This window comes from Pseudomonas sp. NPDC087358 (assembly GCF_044900785.1).
Taxonomy (GTDB): Bacteria; Pseudomonadota; Gammaproteobacteria; order Pseudomonadales; family Pseudomonadaceae; genus Aquipseudomonas.
This window is the reverse complement of sequence record NZ_JBJDOA010000017.1, coordinates 24281-47360: the sequence shown is the minus strand read 5'-3', so window position 1 is coordinate 47360 and position 23080 is coordinate 24281. Positions and strand designations below refer to the sequence as shown.

Here is a 23080-nt window from a genome sequence, read left to right as displayed (position 1 = left end):
AAAAAACGGGTTTAAACAGGCCATATGCAGGCTTTTTCACAATTCTACACATACATCCGTAGCAGTCGTACAGGGTCTGAGTAGTCAGTCCTACACGCTGTTATCTGCATCACAACTGTCGCAGAGGGCGCATAGCTTACCTTGACAACGGATAACTTCCACACCAAAAATGCACAACTTCATAAACATGCATGATGTCTCAGTGATATCACTCATCGTTTAAAGGAAAGAGTATTCCCTAGTTTGTGTAGGAGTTTTCCGCACCAACTATCTGATTTGTCCGCACCCGATAAGGAGATCGATTTTGGTGGATGTTCCGTTGTTGCTCGCCGCAGTTTCGGCGAACTCTCCGTGTGGCGATGACCTGGAATATGATGCGCAATTTCTGCAACTGGAGCGCGACGCCCAGGGCAAACCCGAGCGCCTGATGGGCGATTCGGTACAACCGGCAGAACCCCCGCAATGGCGACAAATCGAGCAGGCAAGCATTGCCCTGCTGCAACGCAGCAAAGACCTGCGAATTACCCATTTCTTGCTGCAAAGCGCCTTGGCCCTTGATGGTTTTTCCGGGCTGGCCAATGCCCTGACATTGATCAACGATCTACTGCACCGGTACTGGCCCACGCTCTATCCTCAACTGGATGCAGATGACGACAACGACCCTACCGTGCGCATCAATGCCCTGTGCGGTATCGCATGCGAGGCCAACATCCGGTTACTGCGCGAAAGCCTGCTGACTCGCTCGCGAACCTTTGGCCCGATCAGCCTGCGCGCGGCGCTCAATGCCAGTGGCTTGCAGAGCTTTCCAGACGAACGACTCAGGCCGGATGAACTGGCAGGTGCGCTGCGTGACAGCGATCACCAACACCTCGCAGCACTTCGCTCAGCCCTGCAAGAAGCCCACGACACCGCCGACGCCATCGAATCCTGCGTGTCCCAACACGTCGGCTCGGCCCAAGGCGTTGACCTCGGCGCACTGAAGCAACCGCTCAAACAGGCGCTGCACATTCTGGGTGAATACGCCCCGGCGGGTCCCGCCATCCTGACTCCGTACAGCCCATCCGGCGAAGCACCGACCTGCGATAGCGTCGCGGTCGAGTCTGCCGGCCCTCGTGCCGGCGTCGAGATCGAAGACCGTGATGAGGTGCTGCGTAGCCTCGACCGGATTCTGGGTTACTACGCCCGTCACGAGCCTTCCAGCCCGCTGCCGGTGCTGTTGAACCGGGCCAGGAGCCTGGTCCACGCAGACTTCGCGGCCATCGTGCGCAATCTGATTCCCGACGGCATGTCCCAGTTCGAAAACCTGCGAGGCCCTGACGCCGAATAACCCGCCGGCTGACTCAGCAAGCGGCTACAGGCATGGATCACGCAACCCCGTTACCGGCCCAGACCGATGACGTCAATCACGTCGCAGCAGCGACCAGGAGGAGCAACGTGGCGAACACAAGTTCTCAGAAATTCATTGCGCGTAACCGCGCCCCACGTGTCCAGATCGAGTACGACGTCGAGCTGTACGGGGCAGAGAAAAAGGTCCAGTTGCCCTTCGTGATGGGCGTCATGGCCGATCTGGCAGGCAAACCTGCCGAGCCTCTGGCCGCCGTCGCCGATCGTAAGTTTCTGGAAATCGACGTCGACAATTTCGACTCTCGCTTGAAGGCCATGCAACCACGCGTGGCGTTTCACGTGCCCAACGAGTTGACCGGTGAAGGCAACCTGAGCCTGGACATCACTTTCGAAAGTATGGACGACTTCAGCCCTGCGGCCGTTGCGCGAAAAGTCGATTCGCTGAATCAGCTGCTCGAAGCGCGCACCCAGTTAGCCAACCTGCTGACCTACATGGACGGCAAGACCGGAGCCGAGGAAATCATCATGAAGGCGATCAAGGACCCCGCCTTGTTGCAGGCGCTGGCGAGCGCGCCAAAACCTCAGGGCGCTGACTCACCGAGCACTGAGCCCAAGGCTTAATCAGGACGAACGACCATGACCCAGTTGCTGCATGACAATCAGGCTCAAGCGGGCCTCACCGAAAACGCCAGCGAGTTTGCCTCGCTGCTGTTGCAAGAATTCAAACCCAAGACCGAGCGCGCCCGCGAGGCCGTCGAGACCGCCGTGCGTACCCTGGCCGAACAAGCACTGGCGCAGACCGACCTGGTGTCCAACGACGCCATCACCTCGATCGAATCGATCATCGCCGCCATCGACGCCAAGCTCACCGCTCAGGTCAATCAGGTGATCCATCACCCCGAATTCCAGCAGCTGGAAAGCGCCTGGCGCGGTCTGCATTACCTCGTCAACAACACCGAAACCGACGAGCAGCTGAAGATTCGTGTGCTCAACATCTCCAAGCCGGAGCTGCACAAGACCCTGAAGAAATTCAAGGGAACGGCGTGGGACCAGAGCCCGCTGTTCAAAAAGATGTACGAAGAGGAATACGGCCAGTTCGGCGGTGAACCTTACGGTTGCCTGGTCGGTGATTACTACTTCGACCAGTCGCCGCAGGATGTCGAACTGCTGGGCGAACTGTCCAAGACCTGCGCAGCGATGCATGCACCGTTCATTGCCGCGGCATCGCCGACTGTCATGGGCATGGGCTCGTGGCAGGAACTGTCCAACCCGCGCGACCTGACCAAGATCTTCACCACGCCGGAGTACGCTGGCTGGCGCTCACTGCGCGAGTCGGAAGATTCCCGTTACATCGGCCTGACCATGCCGCGTTTCCTGGCGCGCCTGCCTTACGGCGCCAAGACCGATCCGGTGGAGGCCTTCGCGTTCGAAGAGGACACAGACGGTGCCGACAGCGCCAAGTACACCTGGGCTAACGCGGCCTACGCCATGGCCGTGAACATCAACCGTTCGTTCAAGCATTACGGCTGGTGCTCGCGAATTCGCGGTGTCGAATCCGGTGGTGAAGTGCAGAACCTGCCGGCGCACACCTTTCCCACCGACGATGGCGGCGTGGACATGAAGTGCCCGACTGAAATCGCGATCTCCGACCGCCGTGAAGCGGAGTTGGCAAAAAACGGCTTCATGCCACTGCTGCACAAGAAAAATACCGATTTTGCTGCCTTCATTGGCGCTCAGTCGCTGCAGAAACCGGCCGAATATGACGACCCGGATGCCACCGCCAACGCCAATCTGGCGGCGCGCCTGCCGTACCTGTTCGCCACCTGCCGTTTCGCTCATTACCTCAAATGCATCGTGCGCGACAAGATCGGCTCGTTCAAAGAGAAGGACGAGATGCAGCGCTGGCTCCAGGACTGGATTCTCAATTACGTCGACGGCGACCCGGCGCACTCCACCGAGACCACCAAAGCGCAGCATCCACTGGCTGCAGCCGAGGTGGTGGTCGAGGACGTGGAGGGTAATCCGGGTTACTACAACTCGAAATTCTTCCTGCGTCCGCACTACCAGTTGGAAGGGCTGACGGTGTCGTTGCGCCTGGTGTCCAAGCTGCCTTCGGCCAAAGGTGCGTAACCAAAAAACGTTGTGCAGGAGCACGGCTTGCCGGCGGTTGCGCAGTGTCAGGCGATTTTCGTGACAGACAAGCCGCTACCGCCGGCAAGCCGGACGGCTACGAAGTCTGTGCCAAATCCGGATATGAGCCTTTGCCGCATCGTCGGCATTGGCTCTGACTAAATACATCGTGGTGAAGACCACATTGGAGAAAACATGGCTGTTGATATCTTCATCAAGATTGGCGACATCAAGGGCGAGTCCATGGACAAGGCCCACAAGGACGAGATAGATGTGCTGGCCTGGAGCTGGGGCATGTCCCAGTCCGGCAACATGCACGTCGGTGGCGGCGGTGGCGCGGGCAAGGTCAATATTCAGGACATCTCACTGACCAAGTACGTCGACAAGGCCACACCGAATCTGATGATGCATTGCTCCAGCGGCAAGCATGTCGACAAGGTCACCCTGACCGTGCGCAAGGCCGGTGGCGAAAGTCAGGTCGAGTACCTGATCATCAATCTGGAAGAAGTACTGATCACCTCGCTGACAACCGGCGGCTCGGGCGGCGATGACCGTCTGACCGAGACCATCACCCTGAACTTCGCCCAGGTACTGGTCGATTACCAGCCGCAGAAAGCTGACGGCTCCAAGGATGGCGGCCCGATCAAATACGGCTGGAACATCCGATCCAACACCAAGCGCTGATCCCGCGCGCCCCCGTTGCCTTGAGCCGGGGGCGTTCGCCGTCCAATCGAATTCAATCCGTAGCGGTGCACCGAAGTATGGCCTTGCCTTCCGACCTCAGCTTGCGCGAACGTCTGCAACCGTCGCTGCTCGACCGCTTGACCGACGAAGAGCCGGGCAACCTTCAGGAAAGCGCGGACAAACGGGTGTTATCCCTGACTCAGCTCAAGGCATCGGTCCTGCGTGACCTGACCTGGCTGCTCAACACCACATCGTTACTGGATGCCGATGCCACGTTGAACACGCCGGCCGGCACCTCGGTCATCAATTACGGGCTACCGGCTCTGGCGGGCAACAGTGCTTCGAGCATCGACGTAAGTGTGCTCGAGGGTCTGATTCATCAGGCCATCGCCACCTTCGAACCCCGCATCTTGCGCAATACCCTTCGGGTGCGGGCCCAGACGCTGCACGATCAGATGAACCATAACGCCCTGAGTTTCGAGATCGAGGGCGATCTGTGGGCAGAACCGGTGGCCCTGCCCCTGTTGTTACGTACCGATCTGGACCTTGAGTCCGGCCATGTGCAGGTCGTGCCCGCCGAGCAACGGAGGCGCTCATGAACCCGCGTCTGCTGGAGCTGTACAACCAGGAACTGCTGCATGTGCGCGAGAGTGCGGCAGAGTTCGCCAAGCAATACCCGAAGATCGCCGGACGCCTGACGCTGTCCGGGACCGACTGCGCCGATCCTTACGTCGAGCGCCTGCTGGAAGGTTTTGCATACCTCACCGCCCGCGTGCAACTCAAGCTCGACGCCGAATACCCGACCTTCACCCATAACCTGCTGGAGATTGCTTACCCGCACTACCTTGCGCCGACACCGTCGATGACCGTGGTGCAGATGCACATCGATCCGGATGAGGGATCGCTGAGCAGTGGATTCACGCTGCCTCGCGACAGCGTGTTGCGCGCCACGCTGGGGCGCGATTCGCAGACGTCGTGCGAGTACCGAAGCGCCCATGCGGTGACGTTGTGGCCACTTGACGTCAGCCACGCCGAGTATTTTGGCAATCCTGCAACCGTTCTGGGAAGGCTGGCCGCCAGCGAGCCGAAGGCCAAGGCGGCGCTGCGCATCACGCTACGCACGGGCGCTGGATTGCCGTTCAACAAACTGAGCCTGAAGAACCTGCCGCTTTATCTCAACGGCGGTGACGAACTGCCCTTTCGCCTGTACGAGCAATTGCTTGGCAATGCCTGCGCCGTGTTGGCCCGCCAACCCGGTGCCGACTGGCTCGAACGACTGCCCGCGGAGTCGTTGAAGTGTTGCGGGTTCGATGATAGCCAGGCTGCCATGCCTGTAGTGGCGCAGGCATTCCAGGGCTACCGGCTGTTGCAAGAGTACTTCGCGCTGCCGCAGCGCTACCTGTTTATCGATTTCAACAATCTGGGCCCGGCGGTGCAGCGTTGCAACGGTCAGGAGCTTGAGCTGATCGTGCTATTGGATCGTTTGGACCAAAGCCTTGAAGGCAGTGTCGGACCCGGGCAACTGGTGCCGTTCTGCACCCCGGCGATCAATCTGTTTGCGCGCAGGGTTGACCGTATTCACCTGTCTGATCGGGTCAACGAGCATCATGTGATCGCCGATCGAACACGGCCGATGGATTTCGAGATTCATTCGCTGACCGGCGTCACCGGCCATGGTACCGGCCCGGAGCAAGCGTTTCTGCCGTTCTATGCCGTGCGAGATCCGTCGCGCTACGGCCGCGACAGAGCCTATTACACCTTGCGCCGCGAACCTCGCGTGCTGTCCAGCGAGCAGCGACGCACCGGCTCTCGCTCGACCTACGTGGGCAGCGAAACATTCGTCAGCCTGGTCGACAGCCAGCAGGCGCCCTATCGTCATGACCTGCGCCAGCTGGGAATCGCCGCCCTGTGCACCAACCGCGACTTGCCATTGTTCATGAACGTCGGTGGCGGCAAGACTGACTTCACGCTGGCCGACAGCGCGCCGGTGTCGTCGATTCGCTGCCTGGCAGGGCCCAGCCGCCCGCGTGCCAGCCACGCACACGACCAGAGAGCCTGGCGCCTGATCAGCCAGCTGTCATTGAATTACCTTTCGCTTAGTGAGCGAGGGCAAGGCGCTGCGGCACTGCGAGAGCTGCTACGCCTGTATGGCGACGACAACGATGCCGCTTTGCAACTGCAGATCGAAGGCCTGCGCGAGGTCAGCAGCAAAGCCTGCACCCGCCGTCTGCCAATGCCGGGTCCTATCGTGTTCGGGCGCGGGCTGGAGATCACACTGGAGTTCGACGAAAACGCCTTTCGTGGTACCGGGGTTTTCCTCCTGGGGGCGGTGTTCGAGCGCTTCCTGGCGCGTTATGTGTCTATCAACAGCTTCACCGAAACCGTGATTCGCACCAGCGAGCGCGGCGAGATCATGCGATGGAAGGCCAAACCCGGCCGGCGCCCGACGCTGTGAGTACGTTCGCTGACATGCATCAGGAACCTTGGGGATACGATTTTTTCCAGGCGCTGCGGCGCATCGAGTGCGAGTCACCACAACTGCCTCGACTGGGACATTCGCTGCGTCTGGCTGATGATCCGCTGCGCCTTGGTCAGCAGCCCGATTGCGCATTTGCCCCTTCGACGCTAGCCGCACTGACACCTGGAGAAAATGGCGCGCCAGCACGCCTGGATCAGTTTTTTTTCGGGCTCGCAGGCCCCAACGGCCCCCTGCCCTTGCACTTGACCGAATATGTGCGCGAACGCCAGCGCAACAACGCCGACAGCACCAGCAAGCGTTTTCTGGATGTTTTCCATCATCGCCTGCTCAGCCTGTTCTACCGCGCCTGGGCCGAAGCACGGCCAACCGTCAGCCACGATCGGCCAGAGGACGATTATTGGTCCGCCAGGCTCGCGGCGCTCTGCGGACGAGGCATGCCCAGCTTGCTCGGACAAGGGCTCATCCCGGACGTTGCAAAGCTGCATTTCAGTGGTCACCTGGCGGCCCAGACTCGCTATCCCGATGGCCTGAAGGCCATTCTCGAGGCTTATTTCGGCTTGCCGGTGGAAATCGAAGAGTATGTCGGCCAATGGCTGCAGCTACCCGAACGAAGCCGGCTGGCGGTCAGTGCCAATCAGCTGGGCGTGGATTTTTGCCTTGGCAGCCATGTCTGGGATCGTCAGCACAAATTCCGCATTCGTCTCGGCCCGCTCCAGCTCGACGAGTACATGGGCATGCTGCCTGATGGCGAGCCATTCAGGCACCTGGTCGCATGGGTCGCTGAATATATGGGCCATGAACTGGACTGGGACCTGAACCTGATCCTGAAACAGCCACAAGTCCCCGCATTACAGCTAAACGGCCAGTGCCGCCTGGGCTTCAACACCTGGCTGGGGCAACTGAGCGAAGACGCCAGCGATCTGATCCTGGCCCGGCATTACGCCGAACAGGCGGGTTCCACAGAGCATTCGCCCTCCATTTCTCCAAACCAACACGCAGGGAGCACAGAACATGGGTGAGATCAGTCGCGCAGCGCTGTTCGGCAAATTGAACAGCGTCGGCTACAAGGCTATCGAGGCCGCAACCGTGTTCTGCAAGTTGCGGGGCAACCCGTACGTGGAGCTGGCTCACTGGTTCCACCAGCTGTTGCAGCTTCAGGATTCGGACCTGCACCGGATCATTCGCCAGTTCAACGTCGAGCCTGCACGCCTGGCCCGTGACCTGACCGAAGCGCTGGACCGCTTGCCACGTGGTTCAACCTCGATCACCGACCTGTCCTCTCACGTCGAAGAAGCCGTCGAGCGGGGCTGGGTATATGGCAGCCTGATGTTCGGCGAAAGTCAGGTGCGCACCGGTTACTTGCTGCTCGGCATCCTCAAGACCGCGAGCCTGCGCCATGCCTTGCTGGGTCTGTCGAAGGAGTTCGACAAAATCAGCGCCGAGGGCCTGAGCGTGCGCTTCGATGAGTACGTCGGCGACTCCCCGGAAAACGCGTTGAGCGCCAGCGACGGGTTCAGTGCCGCAGCCGCGCCGGGCGAAGCCAGTGGCGCCATCGCTCCTAGCGCCATGGGCAAACAGGAAGCGCTCAAGCGCTTCACCGTGGACATGACCGAACAGGCGCGCACCGGCAAGCTTGATCCTATCGTCGGCCGCGACGATGAGATTCGCCAGATGGTCGACATCCTCATGCGCCGCCGGCAGAACAATCCGATTCTCACAGGTGAGGCCGGCGTCGGCAAAACCGCTGTCGTGGAGGGTTTCGCGCTGCGCATCGTCGCCGGTGATGTCCCGCCTGCCCTCAAAGACGTCGAGCTGCGCAGCCTCGATGTGGGTCTGTTGCAGGCCGGCGCGAGCATGAAGGGCGAGTTCGAACAGCGTTTGCGTCAGGTCATTGAAGACGTACAGGCCTCGCCCAGGCCCATCATTCTGTTCATCGACGAAGCCCATACCCTGGTCGGTGCAGGCGGCGCTGCCGGAACCGGGGATGCCGCCAACCTGCTCAAACCTGCTTTGGCCCGCGGGACGCTGCGCACCGTGGCTGCCACGACTTGGGCCGAGTACAAGAAACACATCGAAAAAGATCCGGCCCTGACCCGCCGTTTTCAAGTGGTTCAGGTGGGCGAGCCGTCGGAAGACAAAGCTCTGCTGATGATGCGCGGCGTGGCCTCGACCATGGAAAAACATCATCAGGTGCAGATCCTCGATGAAGCGCTGGAGGCATCGGTCAAGCTCTCCCATCGCTACATTCCGGCGCGTCAGCTTCCAGATAAATCCGTCAGCCTTCTGGACACCGCTTGCGCCCGGGTGGCCGTCAGCCTGCATGCCGTGCCCGCCGAAGTGGACGACAGCCGGCGGCGCATCGAGGCGCTGGAAACCGAGTTGCAGATCATTGCCAGGGAGCGGGCGATTGGCGTCGAGACCGGATCGAGAAAACTCAACGCCGACGCATCCCTGACGATCGAACGCGAGCGGCTGGTGGCACTGGAAGTTCGCTGGAATGAAGAAAAAACCCTGGTCGATCAGCTGCTGGGGCTGCGAGCCAAACTGCGGGAGGAGGGAGGGCGGGTCGATACGATCGGGGAAGCGGACAACTCCGAGCAAAAAGCCAGGGTCGAGCAATTGATTGAATTGCAGACCCGGCTCAGCGCCGTGCAAGGCGAAAGCCCGCTGATTCTGCCGACTGTCGATTATCAGGCGGTAGCGTCAGTGGTTGCCGACTGGACTGGCATCCCGGTCGGGCGCATGGCCCGCAACGAACTGGAAACCGTGCTCAATCTCGACCAGCACCTGAGAAAACGTATCATCGGTCAGGACCACGCGCTACAGATGATTGCCCGACGGATCCAGACTTCGCGGGCAGGCCTGGACAACCCAGGCAAACCCATCGGCGTGTTCATGCTCGCTGGCACCTCTGGCGTAGGCAAGACCGAAACCGCGCTGGCGCTTGCCGAAGCCATGTATGGCGGCGAGCAGAATGTCATCACCATCAACATGAGCGAGTTCCAGGAGGCCCACACCGTTTCCACGCTCAAGGGCGCGCCGCCGGGGTACGTCGGCTACGGCGAAGGCGGCGTGCTGACCGAAGCGGTACGGCGCAAACCCTACAGCGTGGTGCTGCTGGACGAGGTAGAAAAGGCGCATCCGGACGTGCACGAGATCTTCTTTCAGGTGTTCGACAAAGGCGTGATGGAAGACGGCGAAGGACGCGTGATCGACTTCAAGAACACGCTGATTCTGCTCACCACCAATGCCGGTACCGAGCTGATTTCGCACCTGTGCAGGGACGCACAGGATGTGCCCGATCCGGACGACATCGCCAAGGCGCTGCGACAACCGCTGTTGGAGATTTTCCCGCCAGCGCTGCTCGGCCGCCTGGTAACCATTCCGTATTATCCGCTCAGCGATACCATGCTAAAGGCCATCACTGGTTTGCAACTGAACCGGATCAAGAAGCGCGTGGAAAGTACGCACAAAGTGGCGTTCGAGTACGACGACGCAGTGGTGGACCTGATCGTTTCGCGCTGCACCGAAACCGAAAGTGGTGGCCGGATGATCGATACGATTCTGACCAACAGCCTGTTACCGGACATGAGCCGCGAATTCCTCACCCGCCTGCTTGAAGGCAAGCCGATGGCAGGCGTGCGCATCAGCGTGCGGCATAACCAACTGGATTATCAATTTTCAGATGCGATTTGAATATGCCCCGAACGGCAGAAGTGAGCTTGCTCGCGATTGCTCCCGCAGGCCCATCTGCTGGACCGCAACCAGGGCATTGTGAGCAAGTCACTGCTGCAGGGATGTCACCCAGAAGCTGTTGAGATAACCGATGCTATTCACCCAACTCACCCGCCTGGCGCAAGTCAGCACCCCTCTTGGCCCGGACGTTCTGCTGCTGAAAAACATGAGCGGCGACGACGAGTTGGGGCGCCTGTTCGACTACCAATTGCAACTGACGTCACACGATGGCGCCATTGACCTCAATCAGCTACTCGGCAAGCCTGTGAGCGTCTCCCTGCAACTGAGCGGTGGCGGTAGCCGGCACTTTCATGGTCTGGTCGCCAGTTGCAGCCAGAACGTAGACGTCGGTCAGTTCGCCAGTTATCAAGTCACGCTCAGACCGTGGTTGTGGTTGCTGACTCGCACTTCAGACTGCAAAATTTTCCAGCACCTGAGCATTCCGCAAATCATCAAGCAAGTGTTCCGCGACTTGGGGTTTTCCGACTTCGAAGACTCGCTCAGTCGCCCGTATCGCGAGTGGGAATACTGTGTTCAATACCGGGAGAGCAGTTTCGATTTCGTCAGCCGGTTAATGGAACAGGAAGGTATCTACTACTTCTTCCGCCACGAAAAGGATCGCCATGTACTGGTGCTGGCCGATGCCTATGGCGCGCACCAGCCCGCGACAGGTTATGAATCAGTGCCGTTCTATCCCCCGGACGGGCAGCATCGCGAACGTGACCACATCAGTGACTGGCGGTTGGCGCAAGCCGTCCAGCCGGGGTCCCTTGAGCTCAACGACTACGATTTCCAGCGCCCGGGCGCCCGGATCGACGTGCGTTCGGCCATGCCCCGACCACACGCGGCTGGTGATTATCCGCTGTACGACTACCCCGGCACCTACGTGCACAGCGAGGACGGCGAGCACTATGCCCGCACCCGCATCGAAGCCATCCAGAGCCAGCATGAACGTGTCGAACTGAGTGGCAACGCCCGCGGACTTGGCGCCGGGCATCTGTTCAGCCTCAGCGGCTTCAGCCGTCAGGATCAGAACCGTGAATACCTGATCGTCGGCACCCGCTACCTGGTTACTCAGGAAAGCCTGGAAACCGGTGGCGGCTCGGCCGGCCTGCAATTTGAAAGCGCCCTGGTTTGCATCGATGCGCAGCAGAGTTTCCGACCGCTACCCAGCACGCCGCGCCCAGTCGTCAAAGGCCCGCAGACGGCCGTGGTAGTCGGTCCCGCCGGTGAAGAGATCTGGACCGATCAGTTTGGCCGGGTGAAGGTGCATTTCCACTGGGACCGCCACGATCAGTCCAATGAAAACAGCTCGTGCTGGATTCGTGTATCGCAGTCCTGGGCCGGTAAAAACTGGGGGTCAATGCAGATCCCACGTATTGGCCAGGAGGTCATCGTCAGCTTTCTGGAAGGTGATCCTGATCGACCCATTATCACCGGCAGGGTCTACAACGCCGAGCAGTCAGTCCCTTACGACTTACCGGCCAATGCTACGCAAAGCGGTATGAAGAGCCGATCGAGCAAAGGCGGTACGCCTGCGAACTTCAATGAAATACGCATGGAAGACAAGAAAGGCGCCGAGCAACTGTACATCCATGCCGAGCGCAACCAAGACATTGTGGTCGAGCTCGATGAGAGTCACCTGGTGGGGCAGGATCGGGTTCACGCCGTACAACGCAACGACACCCTCCATGTGGGCGGGGCCAAATCCGATAGCGTCAGCAGTGAGTATCTGATCGAGGCCGGTTCGCAGATCCGGCTGGTGTGCGGCAAAAGCGTGCTGGAGCTCAACGCAAGCGGCGAGATCAACATTTCAGGCTCATCGTTCAAACTCTATGCCAGCGGCAAGGGCGATATCGACACCGGCGGCCGGCTGGATCTCAACTCTGGCGGTGCGGGTGAGGTGGATGCAAAGGGCGAGGGAATCAAGAGCGCGATTGACGAGGAATTGAAAGCCTATTTTTCGAAGGCAACAGAATGAGTCGCGTCTCAGCTTCTGGCATGTGTGCAGATCTAGGTGTAGTTGTGCCCTTTGTCAGCAATCAGGTGCATGCGCAGAGACCCAGGGTCGGGCGCATTACGAGCTCGATGCACAGTTCACCACCCTGCGCCCCGACCTCGATCAAGCAAGGATAGATGTCATCCCAACCGTTGACCGCCTCGGCGGTCCGGGGCCTTGCCCCTTTGATGAGGGCGATCCAGGACATGATGATCTTCATTGCGAAAGATCAGCCGGCGGGCAACGGGCCTGCACTCTCTGGCACTGGTCAAATAAACTCCGTGATCACATATCCAGCACCAAGTTCTTCCCGCAGACACGATGCTAAACGGTGTCCTTCAGCTGTGAATTCCGCTTCCAGCGCTTCGCTTTTAAATCCTGAGTCTTGCGGAGCATCCAGGTTGAGAGTCTGGTCATAATCACGAGCCCATTGGGCCAACCGAGCGCGAAGCTCGCTGGAGAGAGGGAGATCTTGAGGATCAATATCCCCAAACTCGTCCATAGAGTCATGCCAGAGCGGATGGCACTGGTAATCAGCCATGAGTTTGATTGTTTTCATTTTATCGTACCTTTCAGATTTGCTCCGACAATGTATCCATTACTTCCCACGCTCACAGCTATCCGATGGGTTTGGCCCTTCAAAATCACCTCGTAAATAGGCCGACCGGTTCCCGCACCTTGATAGCCCACTATATTTCCTTCCGTGACGGCTCTGATCAACACACCCGGAATTTCTGCTTCCAAAACGCCTATTTTCGAAAATTCATGGCCGTGGCGATCGATGATATGGCGCAGTCCTGCTTTGGCGCTGCCGGTTTCAAGAAAAACGATTTTTCCATTATGGTCGCGAGCCACCGCCACTATATTTTTTGCTGTGAACTTCACTCCGTTGGACGTTAGTTCCTCTAGTAAAGATCGGTTGGGGTTACTAGGTCTCGCGACCCTGGACCCAACCCCAAGTAAAGTCATTCCCGCCACGCCTTGCAGTAAATCCCGATAACCAGGTCCCAACCGATCACCCAAATCGCCCAGCAACGCCATGCCGCCCAGAGCAGTGGCGCCGACCACAACAACGCCGGCCAGCGTGGCGGCTCCTGCCATCGCAGCGAGCACCAGCGCGCCGCCCGCGGCCATCAGCCCTACTGCGTCAAAACCGGTATGCATCCAGTTGGCAATATCGAGAATGAACACCACCGAAATCGTCGGGCCACCGATAAAAGTGTTTTCGCTGCCACTTTTGATGTGCGCGCCGCAAGCCATTTTGCTGCGCATTCGCGCGGCGGGCATGCCGTTGATATAGACCGTTGCGCTGCCTTCAGCAATGAGCACCGGAAAGGGCCATAGGGGGTGGTTCAATGGAAAGCCGGTGCATGAGGAAGAGGCGTCCTCCCCCGCCCGCATTGCACTGCGGCCGTTGATGTACACATTGGCGCTTCCCCGAATGAGCGCGCCGGTCTTGGGCTCAGATAAACTAAAAACGGAGCTTATACCCTTGACGATCTGCAACGTGGACAACCCCCCCGCCGCGATACAGCCCGCCAATATGGCAGCAGCAACGCCACCCGTTGTCACTGTTGCCGCAATTACCGCTGCGCCGACCAACGCACCCGCGACTGCCCCACCGAGCATTGCTGCGATAGCGAAACCGTGGGCAATGTCATCACCAAAACGAGCTGCTGCGAGTGCATCCATCGCGCCTTTACTTCCATGCTTATTTTATTCATTCAGTTCCAGCTCAGGCGGAAAATGCCCCGGGCGAGAATGAGTGCACGACCTGCTTCCATGCAGCTTCGTGATAAATGAGGTCATTGCGGGTGGTCGTCAGCGTAAGGATCAGCACGGTAGGTTTCTGTTCTACGTATACCTGACGCAACATGAGCTCGCGGCCCTCCCTTTGCCAGCTGTAATCGAGCAATGAGGCAGCGCATCCGTTAAGAACAAAATGCCAGGTCTGAATAAGCTCGAATCCGGGCAATTGACGTTCAGCGCTTCTCAATTGCTCTGCGACATATTCAGCGAATGAGACATCCCCCTGACTTGAATCGCGGCTGATTATGAAGCTGGCCTCCTTGGCATCACCTACCGCAGGCAACTTGAAGATATTGATGCTCTGATCTTGCCAGGTTGCGGGCACTTGGAAGTCGGCTTCCTGAATTCGATAGGGAGTCATGCGTTTGGATATTCCGCCTAGGTGAGCGCCAGGATGAGGGCAATGCCTTACGCGCCGGGACGTTGTTATCGCACTTTAAGAGACTGACCTAAGCAGGATTACAGAACTCAAGCCCGTAGTCCGATTCCGAAAAACGCGTGGTCTGCGCTACCTATGTTTTCGGTGCGGGTGAGGTGGATGCAAAGGGCGAGGGGATCAAGAGCGCGATCGATACCGCGGTGAAGGGATTTTTCCGCTGAAGTCGAAGGCTTGAGCGAACGCAGGTCTCGGGCCCGGCGTGCGCTCGTGGCAAGCCTTCAGCGGGCCATCGTCAGATTGCGCTGCCTCTGTTGGTCCCGGGTTGCACCATCAACAACTGATCAAGCTCGCGGTGTCGACCACGGGTGACAAACGCCAGGGCAGCAGTGAGGTCCTTTTGAAACAGCTCGAACGTGGCTCGGTCGATTTCGTAGTATTCCTCGTAATCGGCCATGCCATTGCTGACGGGAAACGATACGTAGAAACGGCCTGTCGTTTCTTCGATTCCCAGAGAAAACCTGTGCTCACGGCTAACAAAGACATCGTTGAATTTCATGGTGGTCTCTAAAAAATCAATGGATTGGCACTGAAAGCGTCGGCTGCGATCTTTCCAGCATCTATCACCGCTTCGTTGTTGCCATCGGGCAGCTTTCCACCCGGAAGCCATTTCTCGTTGGCCCCCGCTTCATTACCCGACGGTATGCGTATGTTCAAATCTCGGGGTCCGGGAATGTCGACGCGCATCAATGTATTACTTTCCAACGTATTGTCGGGCAGGCCCAGGGCCTTCTCCAACGCACGTTTGTCGCCCTTGGTGCTGGCAATGAGCTGATCAGCTTCGTGTTTTGGCATGATGAACGTGGTGCCGTCCTCGCGAGCGATGCCGTATTTATCCAGCGTTGCCTTTGTCGTGAAACGTGAGGCGCCCTTGTCAAATTGCGCCAGGTGCTCAGACACGTATTCGGGCTCCAGATACTTGACCGCTTCCGGTCTGGAGCCCTTCGGCATCTGCAGAATGTCCGCCTGCGTGACACCGGGCTTGAATCGCGGAGTGGGCACTTCGGCAGGCCTGGCCAGCTTGGCCATCTTCGGCCCCATCCCCAACAGGGCCATGCCCGCGACGCCTTGCAGCAGATCGCGATACCCTGGGCCCAGACGATCACCCAGATCACCCAGCAGGGCCATGCCGCCCATGACAGCCGCGCCGATCACGACAAAGCCTGCAAGCGCAGCAGCGCCCGCCATCGCGGCAAGTACCAGCGCGGCGCCAGCCGCCACCATCCCCAGCGCTTCAAACCCGGTGTGCATCCACCCTTCGATGTCGAGCACGAAGGCCACCGACAGCGTCGGACCTCCAATGAAGGTGTTCTCGCTACCGCTTTTGATGTGCGCGCCACAGACCATTTTGCTATGCAATCGCGCGGCAGGTCTGTCGTTTATATAAACGGTCGCACTGCCTTGGGCGATGAGCACCGTAAAGGGCCAGTAAGGATGATTAAGCGGCAGACCGCTGCACGACAACGACACGTCTTCGCCGGCGCGCATCGCACTTCTGCGGTTGATGTAGACGTTCAGGCTGCCTCCCGTGAGCACCCCGGTCGTGGGCTCCGGCAGACTGAAAATGGTGCTCAGGCCTTTGACTATCTGGAACATTGACAGGCCACCGGCAGCAATCGAGCCCGCCATGATGGCCATCGCTACACCGCCCGTGGCGACGGTTGCAGCCACCACCGCCGCGCCAATCAAAGCGCCCGCCACAGCGCCGCCAATCATGGCGGCGACGCCGAATCCATGGGCTATTTCATCGCCTAGACGTGCTGCAGCCTGTGCGTCCATTGTATTGTCATCTTCCCTGGCCCGCTAAAACGGCCGACGCTTTTTCAGCTGAGCGCAGACCTTGGCGTGAGCGTGCTCATCGCTTGCTTCCATGCTGGCTCGTGATGAATCAGGTCGCCGGGCGTGGTAGTCAACGTGGTGATCAGCACGGCTGGCTTACGCTCTACAAATACCTGACGCAGCATCAGGTCACGACCTTCGCGTTGCCAGCTGTAGTCGAGCAGTGTCGCAGCGTGGCCGTGAAGAACGAAATCCCAGGTCTGGATGAGCTTGAATCCGGGCAATTGCTGTTCGGCGCTTTTCAGTTGATGGGCAACGTAGTCGGCAAACGAGGCCTCGCCCTGACCTGCATCACGACTGATGACGAAGCTGGCTTCCTTGGCACCGCCCACAGCGGGCAGCTTGAAGATGTTGATACTCTGGTCCTGCCAGGTTTCCGGTATTTCGAGATCGGCTTCATGGATTCGGTAGGGAGTCATTGTGCAGATTACTTTCCGTGTAGGTAGGTGACTCGAGCAGGCCGAAATTCTCAGACAATACCCCACGACAATCAAGGACTGTGGCGACTTGATTGCTCACGCCGTGTGTCTGTTCTCGGTTTTTACAGCGGCTTGACCGAACGCGCGCCGAAGTCGTCGACCCGTCATCAAAAGACCGCCCCGCTGTCGGCCCGGCTTGTGGCGACGGTGAGCAGCGAGAGCGCGCGGGCGGGCAGGTCTGTCGGCACCTCGCGACGGCTGCATCCTCAGGTGACTGTCAGTGCACCAGCCTTTTCAGAAAAGTTTATGACCGAGCACCATAAGAACACTCACTTGCAACTGACCCTGATAAAAACCCAGGCACTTTGTATCTAACCAACAACAAACAAGTACATTAAACCCGACCACCCATTCCCAGCGTAAAGTATTTGCAAAGTTCAACCCAGCCGTTATAACTGCCTATAGTCTGAACATCGCTTCATACCCCGCTACAGGTCATTCCCATGAATCATTTACTGTGGAAGTTATTCCCAAAGCACCAGCGCGAGTTTCTGCTCGAGCGGCTGTCGGTCGTGGATCGTCAGGTGGTGAACAAGACGCTGTCGCGCAAGTCCCGGTTTCCCGAGGCTTTCGACCAGTTCGAGTGCATTTTCATTCATGTGCCCAAGTGCGCTGGCAGCAGTGTGGCGATGTCGATCTTCGGCGACACGCCGACCGGGCACTTGCCGTTGTACTGGTACGAAAAGCAATTCAAAGACCGTTATGAGCAATACTTCAAGTTTGGCTTTGTACGTGATCCATTACATAGAGCACTGTCGGCTTATCGTTATCTATTGCAGAACCCGCAGCCCCGGGATAGAGCGGCCTTTGAACTGGTCAGCCGTTATTCTCGTTTCGATACGTTCGTGGATGGCTGGTTGCACCCGGAAAATGTATCCAAGCAAATACACTTTGCGCCGCAATATCATTTTCTGCAGAACAGCATGGGCCAGATTGCAGTGGATTTCATTGGCCGTCAGGAGCATCTGGAAGCGGACTTCGCCGCGCTGTGTGAGCACCTGGATATCAGCGCGCAGCTGCGTCATATCAATCGCTCGCCCGGCTCCGGCTATCAAACCGCTGCACTGTGTTCCGACGCTTCGCGCAAGCGCATCCGCGAGGTGTATGCCCGAGACTATGAGTTGTTTTCCTATGACTGACCCACGATTCGAGACACGCCCGATGATCATTGCAGCGCCGTTGTCGGTGGCGCAGTCCGAGCGTGAATCGCTCAAGCGCCAGCGGGCATGCTGCATCTGGTTCACGGGCCTGTCGGGCGCGGGCAAAACCACGCTGGGCGATCGCCTGGACCAGACCCTGGTCGCGCACGGGCTGCACAGTTACCTGCTCGATGGCGACCGTCTGCGCCGAGGCCTGTGTCAGGACCTGGGCATGAGCGAAGCGAGTCGCCGCGAGAACGTCAGGCGTATCGGCGAGGTCGCGAAGTTGATGGTCGATGCCGGGTTGATTGTAGTGGTGTCGGCTATCTCGCCCTATCGCGAAGACCGCGATGCATGTCGCCAGCATTTTGCCGAGGGGCAGTTCATCGAGGTGCATGTCAGCACGCCTTTGAGCGAATGCATGCGCCGGGATGCCAAGGGCTTGTACAAGGCCGTGCGTGAGGGGCGGATTCGTAATTTCACCGGGATCGACAGCCCCTACGAGCAACCACTGGACCCTGAGTTCGTGGTCGATACCAGCGTCGACTGCGGCAGTCTGTTCATCGACCAGTTGCTGGCACAGTTGCTGGAGACCCGGCCGCGGGGTGGTGCCTACCAGGCGTTTACCGGGTCGCACGCTCTGGCTCGCTGATTGCGGCGCGGGTTGGCGGGGCGAATGTTCGGCTGCGAGGGAACGATCCGAGGCTTGAGGGGTTCACACGTCTTGTCCTTGAACCACCATCCTTGCGAGTGACTGTATGGAACATGTACTCCCGGAGGCCTGGCTCAATGCCCTGCCGTTGCCTTGGCTCAATACCCTGATCGCCGCCACTGCCGGGGTGTGTATCGCGCTAGTGGGGCGCTGGATCGCGCTGGCGGTGCTGCGGCGCCTGGCCAAGTCGTTCATCTTCGCCCAGCGACTGATCCATCGCGCCGAAGCGCCCACCCTGTGGCTGATTCCCCTGTTGGCCCTGCAAACTGTCTGGACCTCGGCTCCGGACGACCTGATGCTGATCAACGGCGTGCGCCATCTCAACGGCATGCTGGTGGTGGCCGCGTTCACCTGGCTGGCGTTGAGCTCCGTGAAGGCCATCGGTGAGGCTGTAACCATCCGCAATCCGCTGGACATCGAAGACAACTTGCAGGCCCGGCGTATTCAGACTCAGGTGCGCGTGCTGGTGCGTTGCCTGAATGTGCTGGTGCTGCTGTTTGGCACCGGGCTGATCCTGATGAGCTTCCCGCCGGTGCGCCAGATCGGCACCAGCTTGCTGGCTTCCGCAGGGCTTGCCGGGTTGGCGGCCGGTTTTGCCGCCAAGCCGGTGCTGGGCAATCTGATCGCAGGGTTGCAGATCGCCATTTCACAGCCGATTCGCCTGGATGATGTGGTGATTGTCGAGGGCGAGTGGGGGCGCGTCGAAGAAATCAGCGGCACTTATGTGGTGGTGAAGATCTGGGATGAGCGGCGGATGGTGATTCCGTTGCAGTACTTCATCGAGAAGCCCTTCCAGAACTGGACACGCAGCACCTCGAGTCTGATTGGCTCGGTGTTTCTGTGGGTGGATTACGCCTTGCCGCTCGAAGAGCTTCGGGCCGAGGCAGAGCGGATCTGCAAGGATATTCCGCACCTGTGGGATGGTCGGGTTTGCGTGTTGCAGGTGACCGACACGACCGACAGGGCGATGCAGTTGCGGGTGCTGTTGAGTTCGGCGGATTCGTCGCGCAGTTGGGATGCGCGCTGCCATATGCGCGAGCGGCTGATCAGCTTTGTCGCCAAACAGTATCCGCAGTGCCTGCCGCAATTGCGGGCCGAGGTGTCGTCGCGCACTGTGCAGCCGGAGCGCGACGGTCACGAGCCGCCTACTGAAATCGCGCGGCAGCCGCCGGTTTGAGGGTTATCGCGACAGCGCGCAGCAGGGCTTTTGATTCTGGCCGCACGGCGATACATTTGCGCGCAAGCGGTATACACCTGTAGCAGTCCGGCTTACCGGCGACAGCGATTTCAAGGGCGCCATCGCCGGCAAGTGCTTTCTACATGGCAACCCTTGCCGCACAAATCTGCCGCAACGAAGCCCCTGTGCATCCGCTGCCTTACTGGCCCTGATTGAACATCACCACTTTGCCCATCATCGCCGCGGCGAATTGCTGGGCGCTCATTTTCTCGCCGTTGAACTCCACCACGTCGTTGGCGTAGTGCAGGCTGGAGACGATGTTGTCGCCGTCGATCTTGCCCACTTGCAGCATGATCGCCATGCCGCCTACCGATTCAGCCGCGCCCTGGGCGTTTTGCGCAATGACCGCGGGATCGGTCTGGCCGGCTGACTTGGCCTGCAAGGTCGCCAGATCCCGGATCATCGGCTTGGACAGCACCAGCTTGGCATCCAGTTGGGTCAGCAGCTGCTTGAGCAATTCCGGACCTGGCTGATCGAGCGAGGTGGGGTTGCCCAGGTCCATCGACAGGCTGAAATGGCTCTCGCCGCTGGCAGTTTTCAGCGACAGTTTTTCCAGCTCGATATGCGGTTTGGCAGCCAGCAGCTTGCCGACCTCAGCCTGGACAAGCGCCTGATCGGCGGCGCTCAAATGTGGCGTGTAGGACTCCCCCGTCGCGGCGGCGGCCTGGGCCTGGGGCTGGATCTTTTCCTGATAGATCTGCAACAGCGCCTTGGTCGAGGCGATGTCGAAGTTGGCGAACTTCCAGAGCATCTGCGACGAGCCGATATCCTTGCCGTCAAAGGTGATATTGCCGATGTCGTAGGTCACCTGCGCGTTGAGGTTGCCTTCGACCTCCTGCAGCAGGCTGGTGTTGACGAAATCCTTGAACTGCACCGCCGGCTGGCCAGCGCCCTGGAACGTCGCCGAGGTCACCTTGGCATCGCTGTGCCCCAGGTAGAAACCCGACTTGCCCTTGGTACCACCGGTGTTGAAGGTCAGGTCCCTGAGGGAGACGTGCACCGGACCTTCTTCGGAGCTGGCCGTCACGTCGAGGCTGCCCAGCACGCCGTTGGCTTCCAGCTTCTCGCCATTGGCACTGCCCGAGGCGTTGAGGGTGAAGCCCGAGAATTTGAACGACCCGTTCTGGTCTTCGAATTGAAACGGCAGCAACTCAACCCGACCCAGCGCAGCACGGTCATAGCCGATGCTGAAGTGGCCGGTCAGCGGCGCTTGTCCGTTGGTCATGGCGAACCATTTTTCGGAGAACAGGTTTTTCTCCAGTGCCATGTTGCTGGCTGCCATGACTGGCACCAGATTCAACGATTTCACCCGGTTCCACGGGAACGGGCCGTGCTCGATGTTATCGACGAACAGCAGCTCGACCGGCGCCCCGTCATTGAGCTTCGGGTTCTGAAACGTCAGTTTGTAATGCGCGGTGCTGGTGAAGAAATGACGATCCAGCGACAGCAGTTCGACACTGGCGCTGCCCTCATGCCCGACGAACGCAGCCTGGATCTGCTGATTGCCCTGTTGAACGGCATCACCGAGCACGCCCTCCAGGCGAGTCCCCGTGTACCAGGCGCCTGCGGTGATCAAAGCGCCTGCAACCACGACGACGCCTACGGCAATGTTGACTGATTTTTTCATGTGTCGACTCGAAGATGTCCGTTCTTGAAGAGAGGTCGTGTCATCCCTGACCCCGAAGGGTTCCGGCGCCGTGACAGGCACGCCGTGCAGCACCTTGCGCTGCCGAGAGCCCGGCGAGATTAGCACTTGGCGAGGGCATTTTGCAGTTGTTGCGCCTAGCCACGACCTTCGCCGAGGCGTTAGGCTGCAGATCAATCTGCAAACGGGATCGATGAAATGAGCGACGTGCAAAAGCCCAAGGGACCGATCAAGGCGGTGATTTTCGACATGGACGGCCTGTTGCTGGACACCGAAGGCATCTATACCGAGGTGACCCACGCCATCGCGCAGCAGCATGGCAAGACCTTCGACTGGGCGGTCAAGCAGCATTCCATCGGTCGCGGTTCGCAGGACTTCGCTGAATACGTGATTGGCGCCCTTGAGTTGCCGATGTCCGCCGAGGAGTTCCTCACCGTTCGCCAGCCGATGCTCGACGCGCGCTTCCCCCATGCGCAGCCGATGGCTGGCGCTGAAAAGCTGGTGCGCCACCTTGCCGAGCACAACATCCCGATCGCCGTAGGCACCAGCTCATCGCTGCATTATTTCCGCGTGAAAACGGATAAGCATGCGTCGTGGTTCGAGCTGTTCAAGCACGTGGTCACCGCAGACCATGAGCATGTGACCGCCGCCAAGCCAGCGCCGGATATCTTCCTCGTCGCCGCGCGCAATCTGGGTGTGGACCCCAAGGACTGCCTGGTGTTCGAGGACTCGCCGTTCGGCGTGACCGCAGCCAAGACGGCCGGGATGTATGCCGTGGCGGTGCCGGATTCGAACATGCCGGTCGAGCAATACGCCCATGCTGACTTGGTCCTCCGCTCGTTGGCGGACTTTCCCCTGGAAGACTGGGGATTGCCAGGGTATCGCCCCTAGCCCCCCCGTGTAGGAGTGAGCTTGCTCGCGATCAGTGTCAGCAACGTCGATGCGTCTGACCCACCACCGCGAGCAAGCGAAGACCTACAGTCCCGCAGCGTGTCCTGCACTCGCTAACGCCTGTAGGAGTGAGCTTGCTCGCGATCAGTGTCAGCAATGTCGATGCGTCTGACACACCACCGCGAGCAAGCGAAGACCTAGAGTCCCGCAGCGTGTCCTGCACTCGCTAACGCCTGTAGGAGTGAGCTTGCTCGCGATGAGTGTCGGCAATGTCGATGCGTCTGACACACCACCGCGAGCAAGCGAAGACCTACAGTCCCGCAGCGTGTCCTGCACTCGCTAACGCCTGTAGGAGTGAGCTTGCTCGCGATGAGTGTCAGCAATGTCGATGCGTCTGACACACCACCGCGAGCAAGCGAAGACCTGCAGTCCCGCAGCGTGTCCTGCACTCGCTAACGCCTGTAGGAGTGAGCTTGCTCGCGATGAGTGTCAGCAATGTCGATGCGTCTGACACACCACCGC

21 protein-coding genes are annotated in these 23080 nt (G+C 59.4%); 13 read left to right on the top strand and 8 right to left on the bottom strand.

Going from position 1 to position 23080, the window contains the following annotated elements:
* Window positions 1-307: 307 nt before the first annotated feature.
* The 9 genes from tssA (at window position 308) to ACI2KS_RS26915 (ending at window position 12353) form a co-directional block, all read left to right on the top strand.
* Window positions 308-1327 carry a type VI secretion system protein TssA gene (gene tssA / locus ACI2KS_RS26955; protein ID WP_404624075.1) on the top strand — a complete coding sequence of 340 codons (1020 nt, stop codon included), beginning with the start codon at window positions 308-310 and terminating at the stop codon, window positions 1325-1327.
* A 107-nt stretch (window positions 1328-1434) separates the two neighbouring features.
* Complete coding sequence (gene tssB, locus ACI2KS_RS26950; RefSeq protein WP_404624074.1) at window positions 1435-1965, top strand: type VI secretion system contractile sheath small subunit; 531 nt, start codon at window positions 1435-1437, stop codon at window positions 1963-1965.
* Between the two features lie 15 nt (window positions 1966-1980).
* Complete coding sequence (tssC, locus tag ACI2KS_RS26945; RefSeq protein WP_404624073.1) at window positions 1981-3474, top strand: type VI secretion system contractile sheath large subunit; 1494 nt, start codon at window positions 1981-1983, stop codon at window positions 3472-3474.
* 195 nt (window positions 3475-3669) lie between these two features.
* On the top strand, window positions 3670-4158 hold the full coding sequence (locus tag ACI2KS_RS26940) for an Hcp family type VI secretion system effector (RefSeq protein WP_404624072.1): 489 nt from the start codon (window positions 3670-3672) through the stop codon (window positions 4156-4158).
* 77 nt (window positions 4159-4235) lie between these two features.
* Entirely contained in the window at window positions 4236-4757 is a 522-nt protein-coding gene (tssE, locus tag ACI2KS_RS26935) for a type VI secretion system baseplate subunit TssE (RefSeq protein ID WP_404624071.1), read from the top strand.
* Complete coding sequence (gene tssF / locus ACI2KS_RS26930; RefSeq protein WP_404624070.1) at window positions 4754-6613, top strand: type VI secretion system baseplate subunit TssF; 1860 nt, start codon at window positions 4754-4756, stop codon at window positions 6611-6613. Before tssE ends, tssF begins: the two co-directional genes overlap by 4 nt.
* Window positions 6577-7656 (top strand): type VI secretion system baseplate subunit TssG, encoded by a 1080-nt coding sequence (gene tssG / locus ACI2KS_RS26925; protein ID WP_404624069.1) that lies wholly within the window; start codon window positions 6577-6579, stop codon window positions 7654-7656. The genes tssF and tssG overlap by 37 nt, the downstream gene beginning before the upstream one ends.
* On the top strand, window positions 7649-10333 hold the full coding sequence (gene tssH, locus ACI2KS_RS26920) for a type VI secretion system ATPase TssH (protein WP_404624068.1): 2685 nt from the start codon (window positions 7649-7651) through the stop codon (window positions 10331-10333). Before tssG ends, tssH begins: the two co-directional genes overlap by 8 nt.
* Window positions 10334-10463: 130 nt before the next feature.
* Window positions 10464-12353: a type VI secretion system tip protein VgrG gene (locus ACI2KS_RS26915; RefSeq protein WP_404624067.1), complete on the top strand. Its 1890-nt coding sequence runs from the start codon at window positions 10464-10466 to the stop codon at window positions 12351-12353.
* A gap of 61 nt (window positions 12354-12414) precedes the next feature.
* On the opposite strand, the gene ACI2KS_RS26910 is transcribed toward ACI2KS_RS26915, so the two are convergent.
* The 7 genes from ACI2KS_RS26910 to ACI2KS_RS26880 all read right to left on the bottom strand — a co-directional run bounded on the left by ACI2KS_RS26910 (window position 12415) and on the right by ACI2KS_RS26880 (window position 16874).
* Window positions 12415-12579 (bottom strand): hypothetical protein, encoded by a 165-nt coding sequence (locus ACI2KS_RS26910; protein ID WP_404624066.1) that lies wholly within the window; start codon window positions 12577-12579, stop codon window positions 12415-12417.
* A gap of 60 nt (window positions 12580-12639) precedes the next feature.
* Window positions 12640-12930 carry a hypothetical protein gene (locus tag ACI2KS_RS26905; protein ID WP_404624065.1) on the bottom strand — a complete coding sequence of 97 codons (291 nt, stop codon included), beginning with the start codon at window positions 12928-12930 and terminating at the stop codon, window positions 12640-12642.
* On the bottom strand, window positions 12927-14063 hold the full coding sequence (locus tag ACI2KS_RS26900) for a PAAR domain-containing protein (RefSeq protein ID WP_404624064.1): 1137 nt from the start codon (window positions 14061-14063) through the stop codon (window positions 12927-12929). Before ACI2KS_RS26900 ends, ACI2KS_RS26905 begins: the two co-directional genes overlap by 4 nt.
* A gap of 43 nt (window positions 14064-14106) precedes the next feature.
* Window positions 14107-14541, bottom strand: coding sequence for a DcrB-related protein (locus ACI2KS_RS26895; protein ID WP_404624063.1), 435 nt, complete (start codon window positions 14539-14541; stop codon window positions 14107-14109).
* Window positions 14542-14851: 310 nt separating this feature from the next.
* Complete coding sequence (locus tag ACI2KS_RS26890; protein ID WP_404624062.1) at window positions 14852-15115, bottom strand: hypothetical protein; 264 nt, start codon at window positions 15113-15115, stop codon at window positions 14852-14854.
* Window positions 15116-15123: 8 nt separating this feature from the next.
* On the bottom strand, window positions 15124-16395 hold the full coding sequence (locus ACI2KS_RS26885) for a PAAR domain-containing protein (protein WP_404624061.1): 1272 nt from the start codon (window positions 16393-16395) through the stop codon (window positions 15124-15126).
* 44 nt (window positions 16396-16439) lie between these two features.
* Window positions 16440-16874 (bottom strand): DcrB-related protein, encoded by a 435-nt coding sequence (locus tag ACI2KS_RS26880; RefSeq protein ID WP_404624060.1) that lies wholly within the window; start codon window positions 16872-16874, stop codon window positions 16440-16442.
* 503 nt (window positions 16875-17377) lie between these two features.
* On the opposite strand from ACI2KS_RS26880, the gene ACI2KS_RS26875 reads away from it, so the two are divergent.
* From ACI2KS_RS26875 to ACI2KS_RS26865, 3 genes are all read left to right on the top strand, one after another.
* Window positions 17378-18073 (top strand): sulfotransferase family 2 domain-containing protein, encoded by a 696-nt coding sequence (locus ACI2KS_RS26875; protein ID WP_404624059.1) that lies wholly within the window; start codon window positions 17378-17380, stop codon window positions 18071-18073.
* Window positions 18066-18725, top strand: coding sequence for an adenylyl-sulfate kinase (cysC, locus tag ACI2KS_RS26870; protein ID WP_404624058.1), 660 nt, complete (start codon window positions 18066-18068; stop codon window positions 18723-18725). The genes ACI2KS_RS26875 and cysC overlap by 8 nt, the downstream gene beginning before the upstream one ends.
* 106 nt (window positions 18726-18831) lie before the next feature.
* Complete coding sequence (locus tag ACI2KS_RS26865; protein WP_404624057.1) at window positions 18832-19962, top strand: mechanosensitive ion channel family protein; 1131 nt, start codon at window positions 18832-18834, stop codon at window positions 19960-19962.
* Window positions 19963-20161: 199 nt separating this feature from the next.
* On the opposite strand, the gene ACI2KS_RS26860 is transcribed toward ACI2KS_RS26865, so the two are convergent.
* Window positions 20162-21649: a YdgA family protein gene (locus ACI2KS_RS26860; protein ID WP_404624056.1), complete on the bottom strand. Its 1488-nt coding sequence runs from the start codon at window positions 21647-21649 to the stop codon at window positions 20162-20164.
* Between the two features lie 216 nt (window positions 21650-21865).
* Here ACI2KS_RS26860 and ACI2KS_RS26855 point away from each other — a divergent pair, with 216 nt between their 5' ends.
* Complete coding sequence (locus ACI2KS_RS26855) at window positions 21866-22558, top strand: HAD-IA family hydrolase (protein ID WP_404624055.1); 693 nt, start codon at window positions 21866-21868, stop codon at window positions 22556-22558.
* Window positions 22559-23080: the final 522 nt, after the last annotated feature.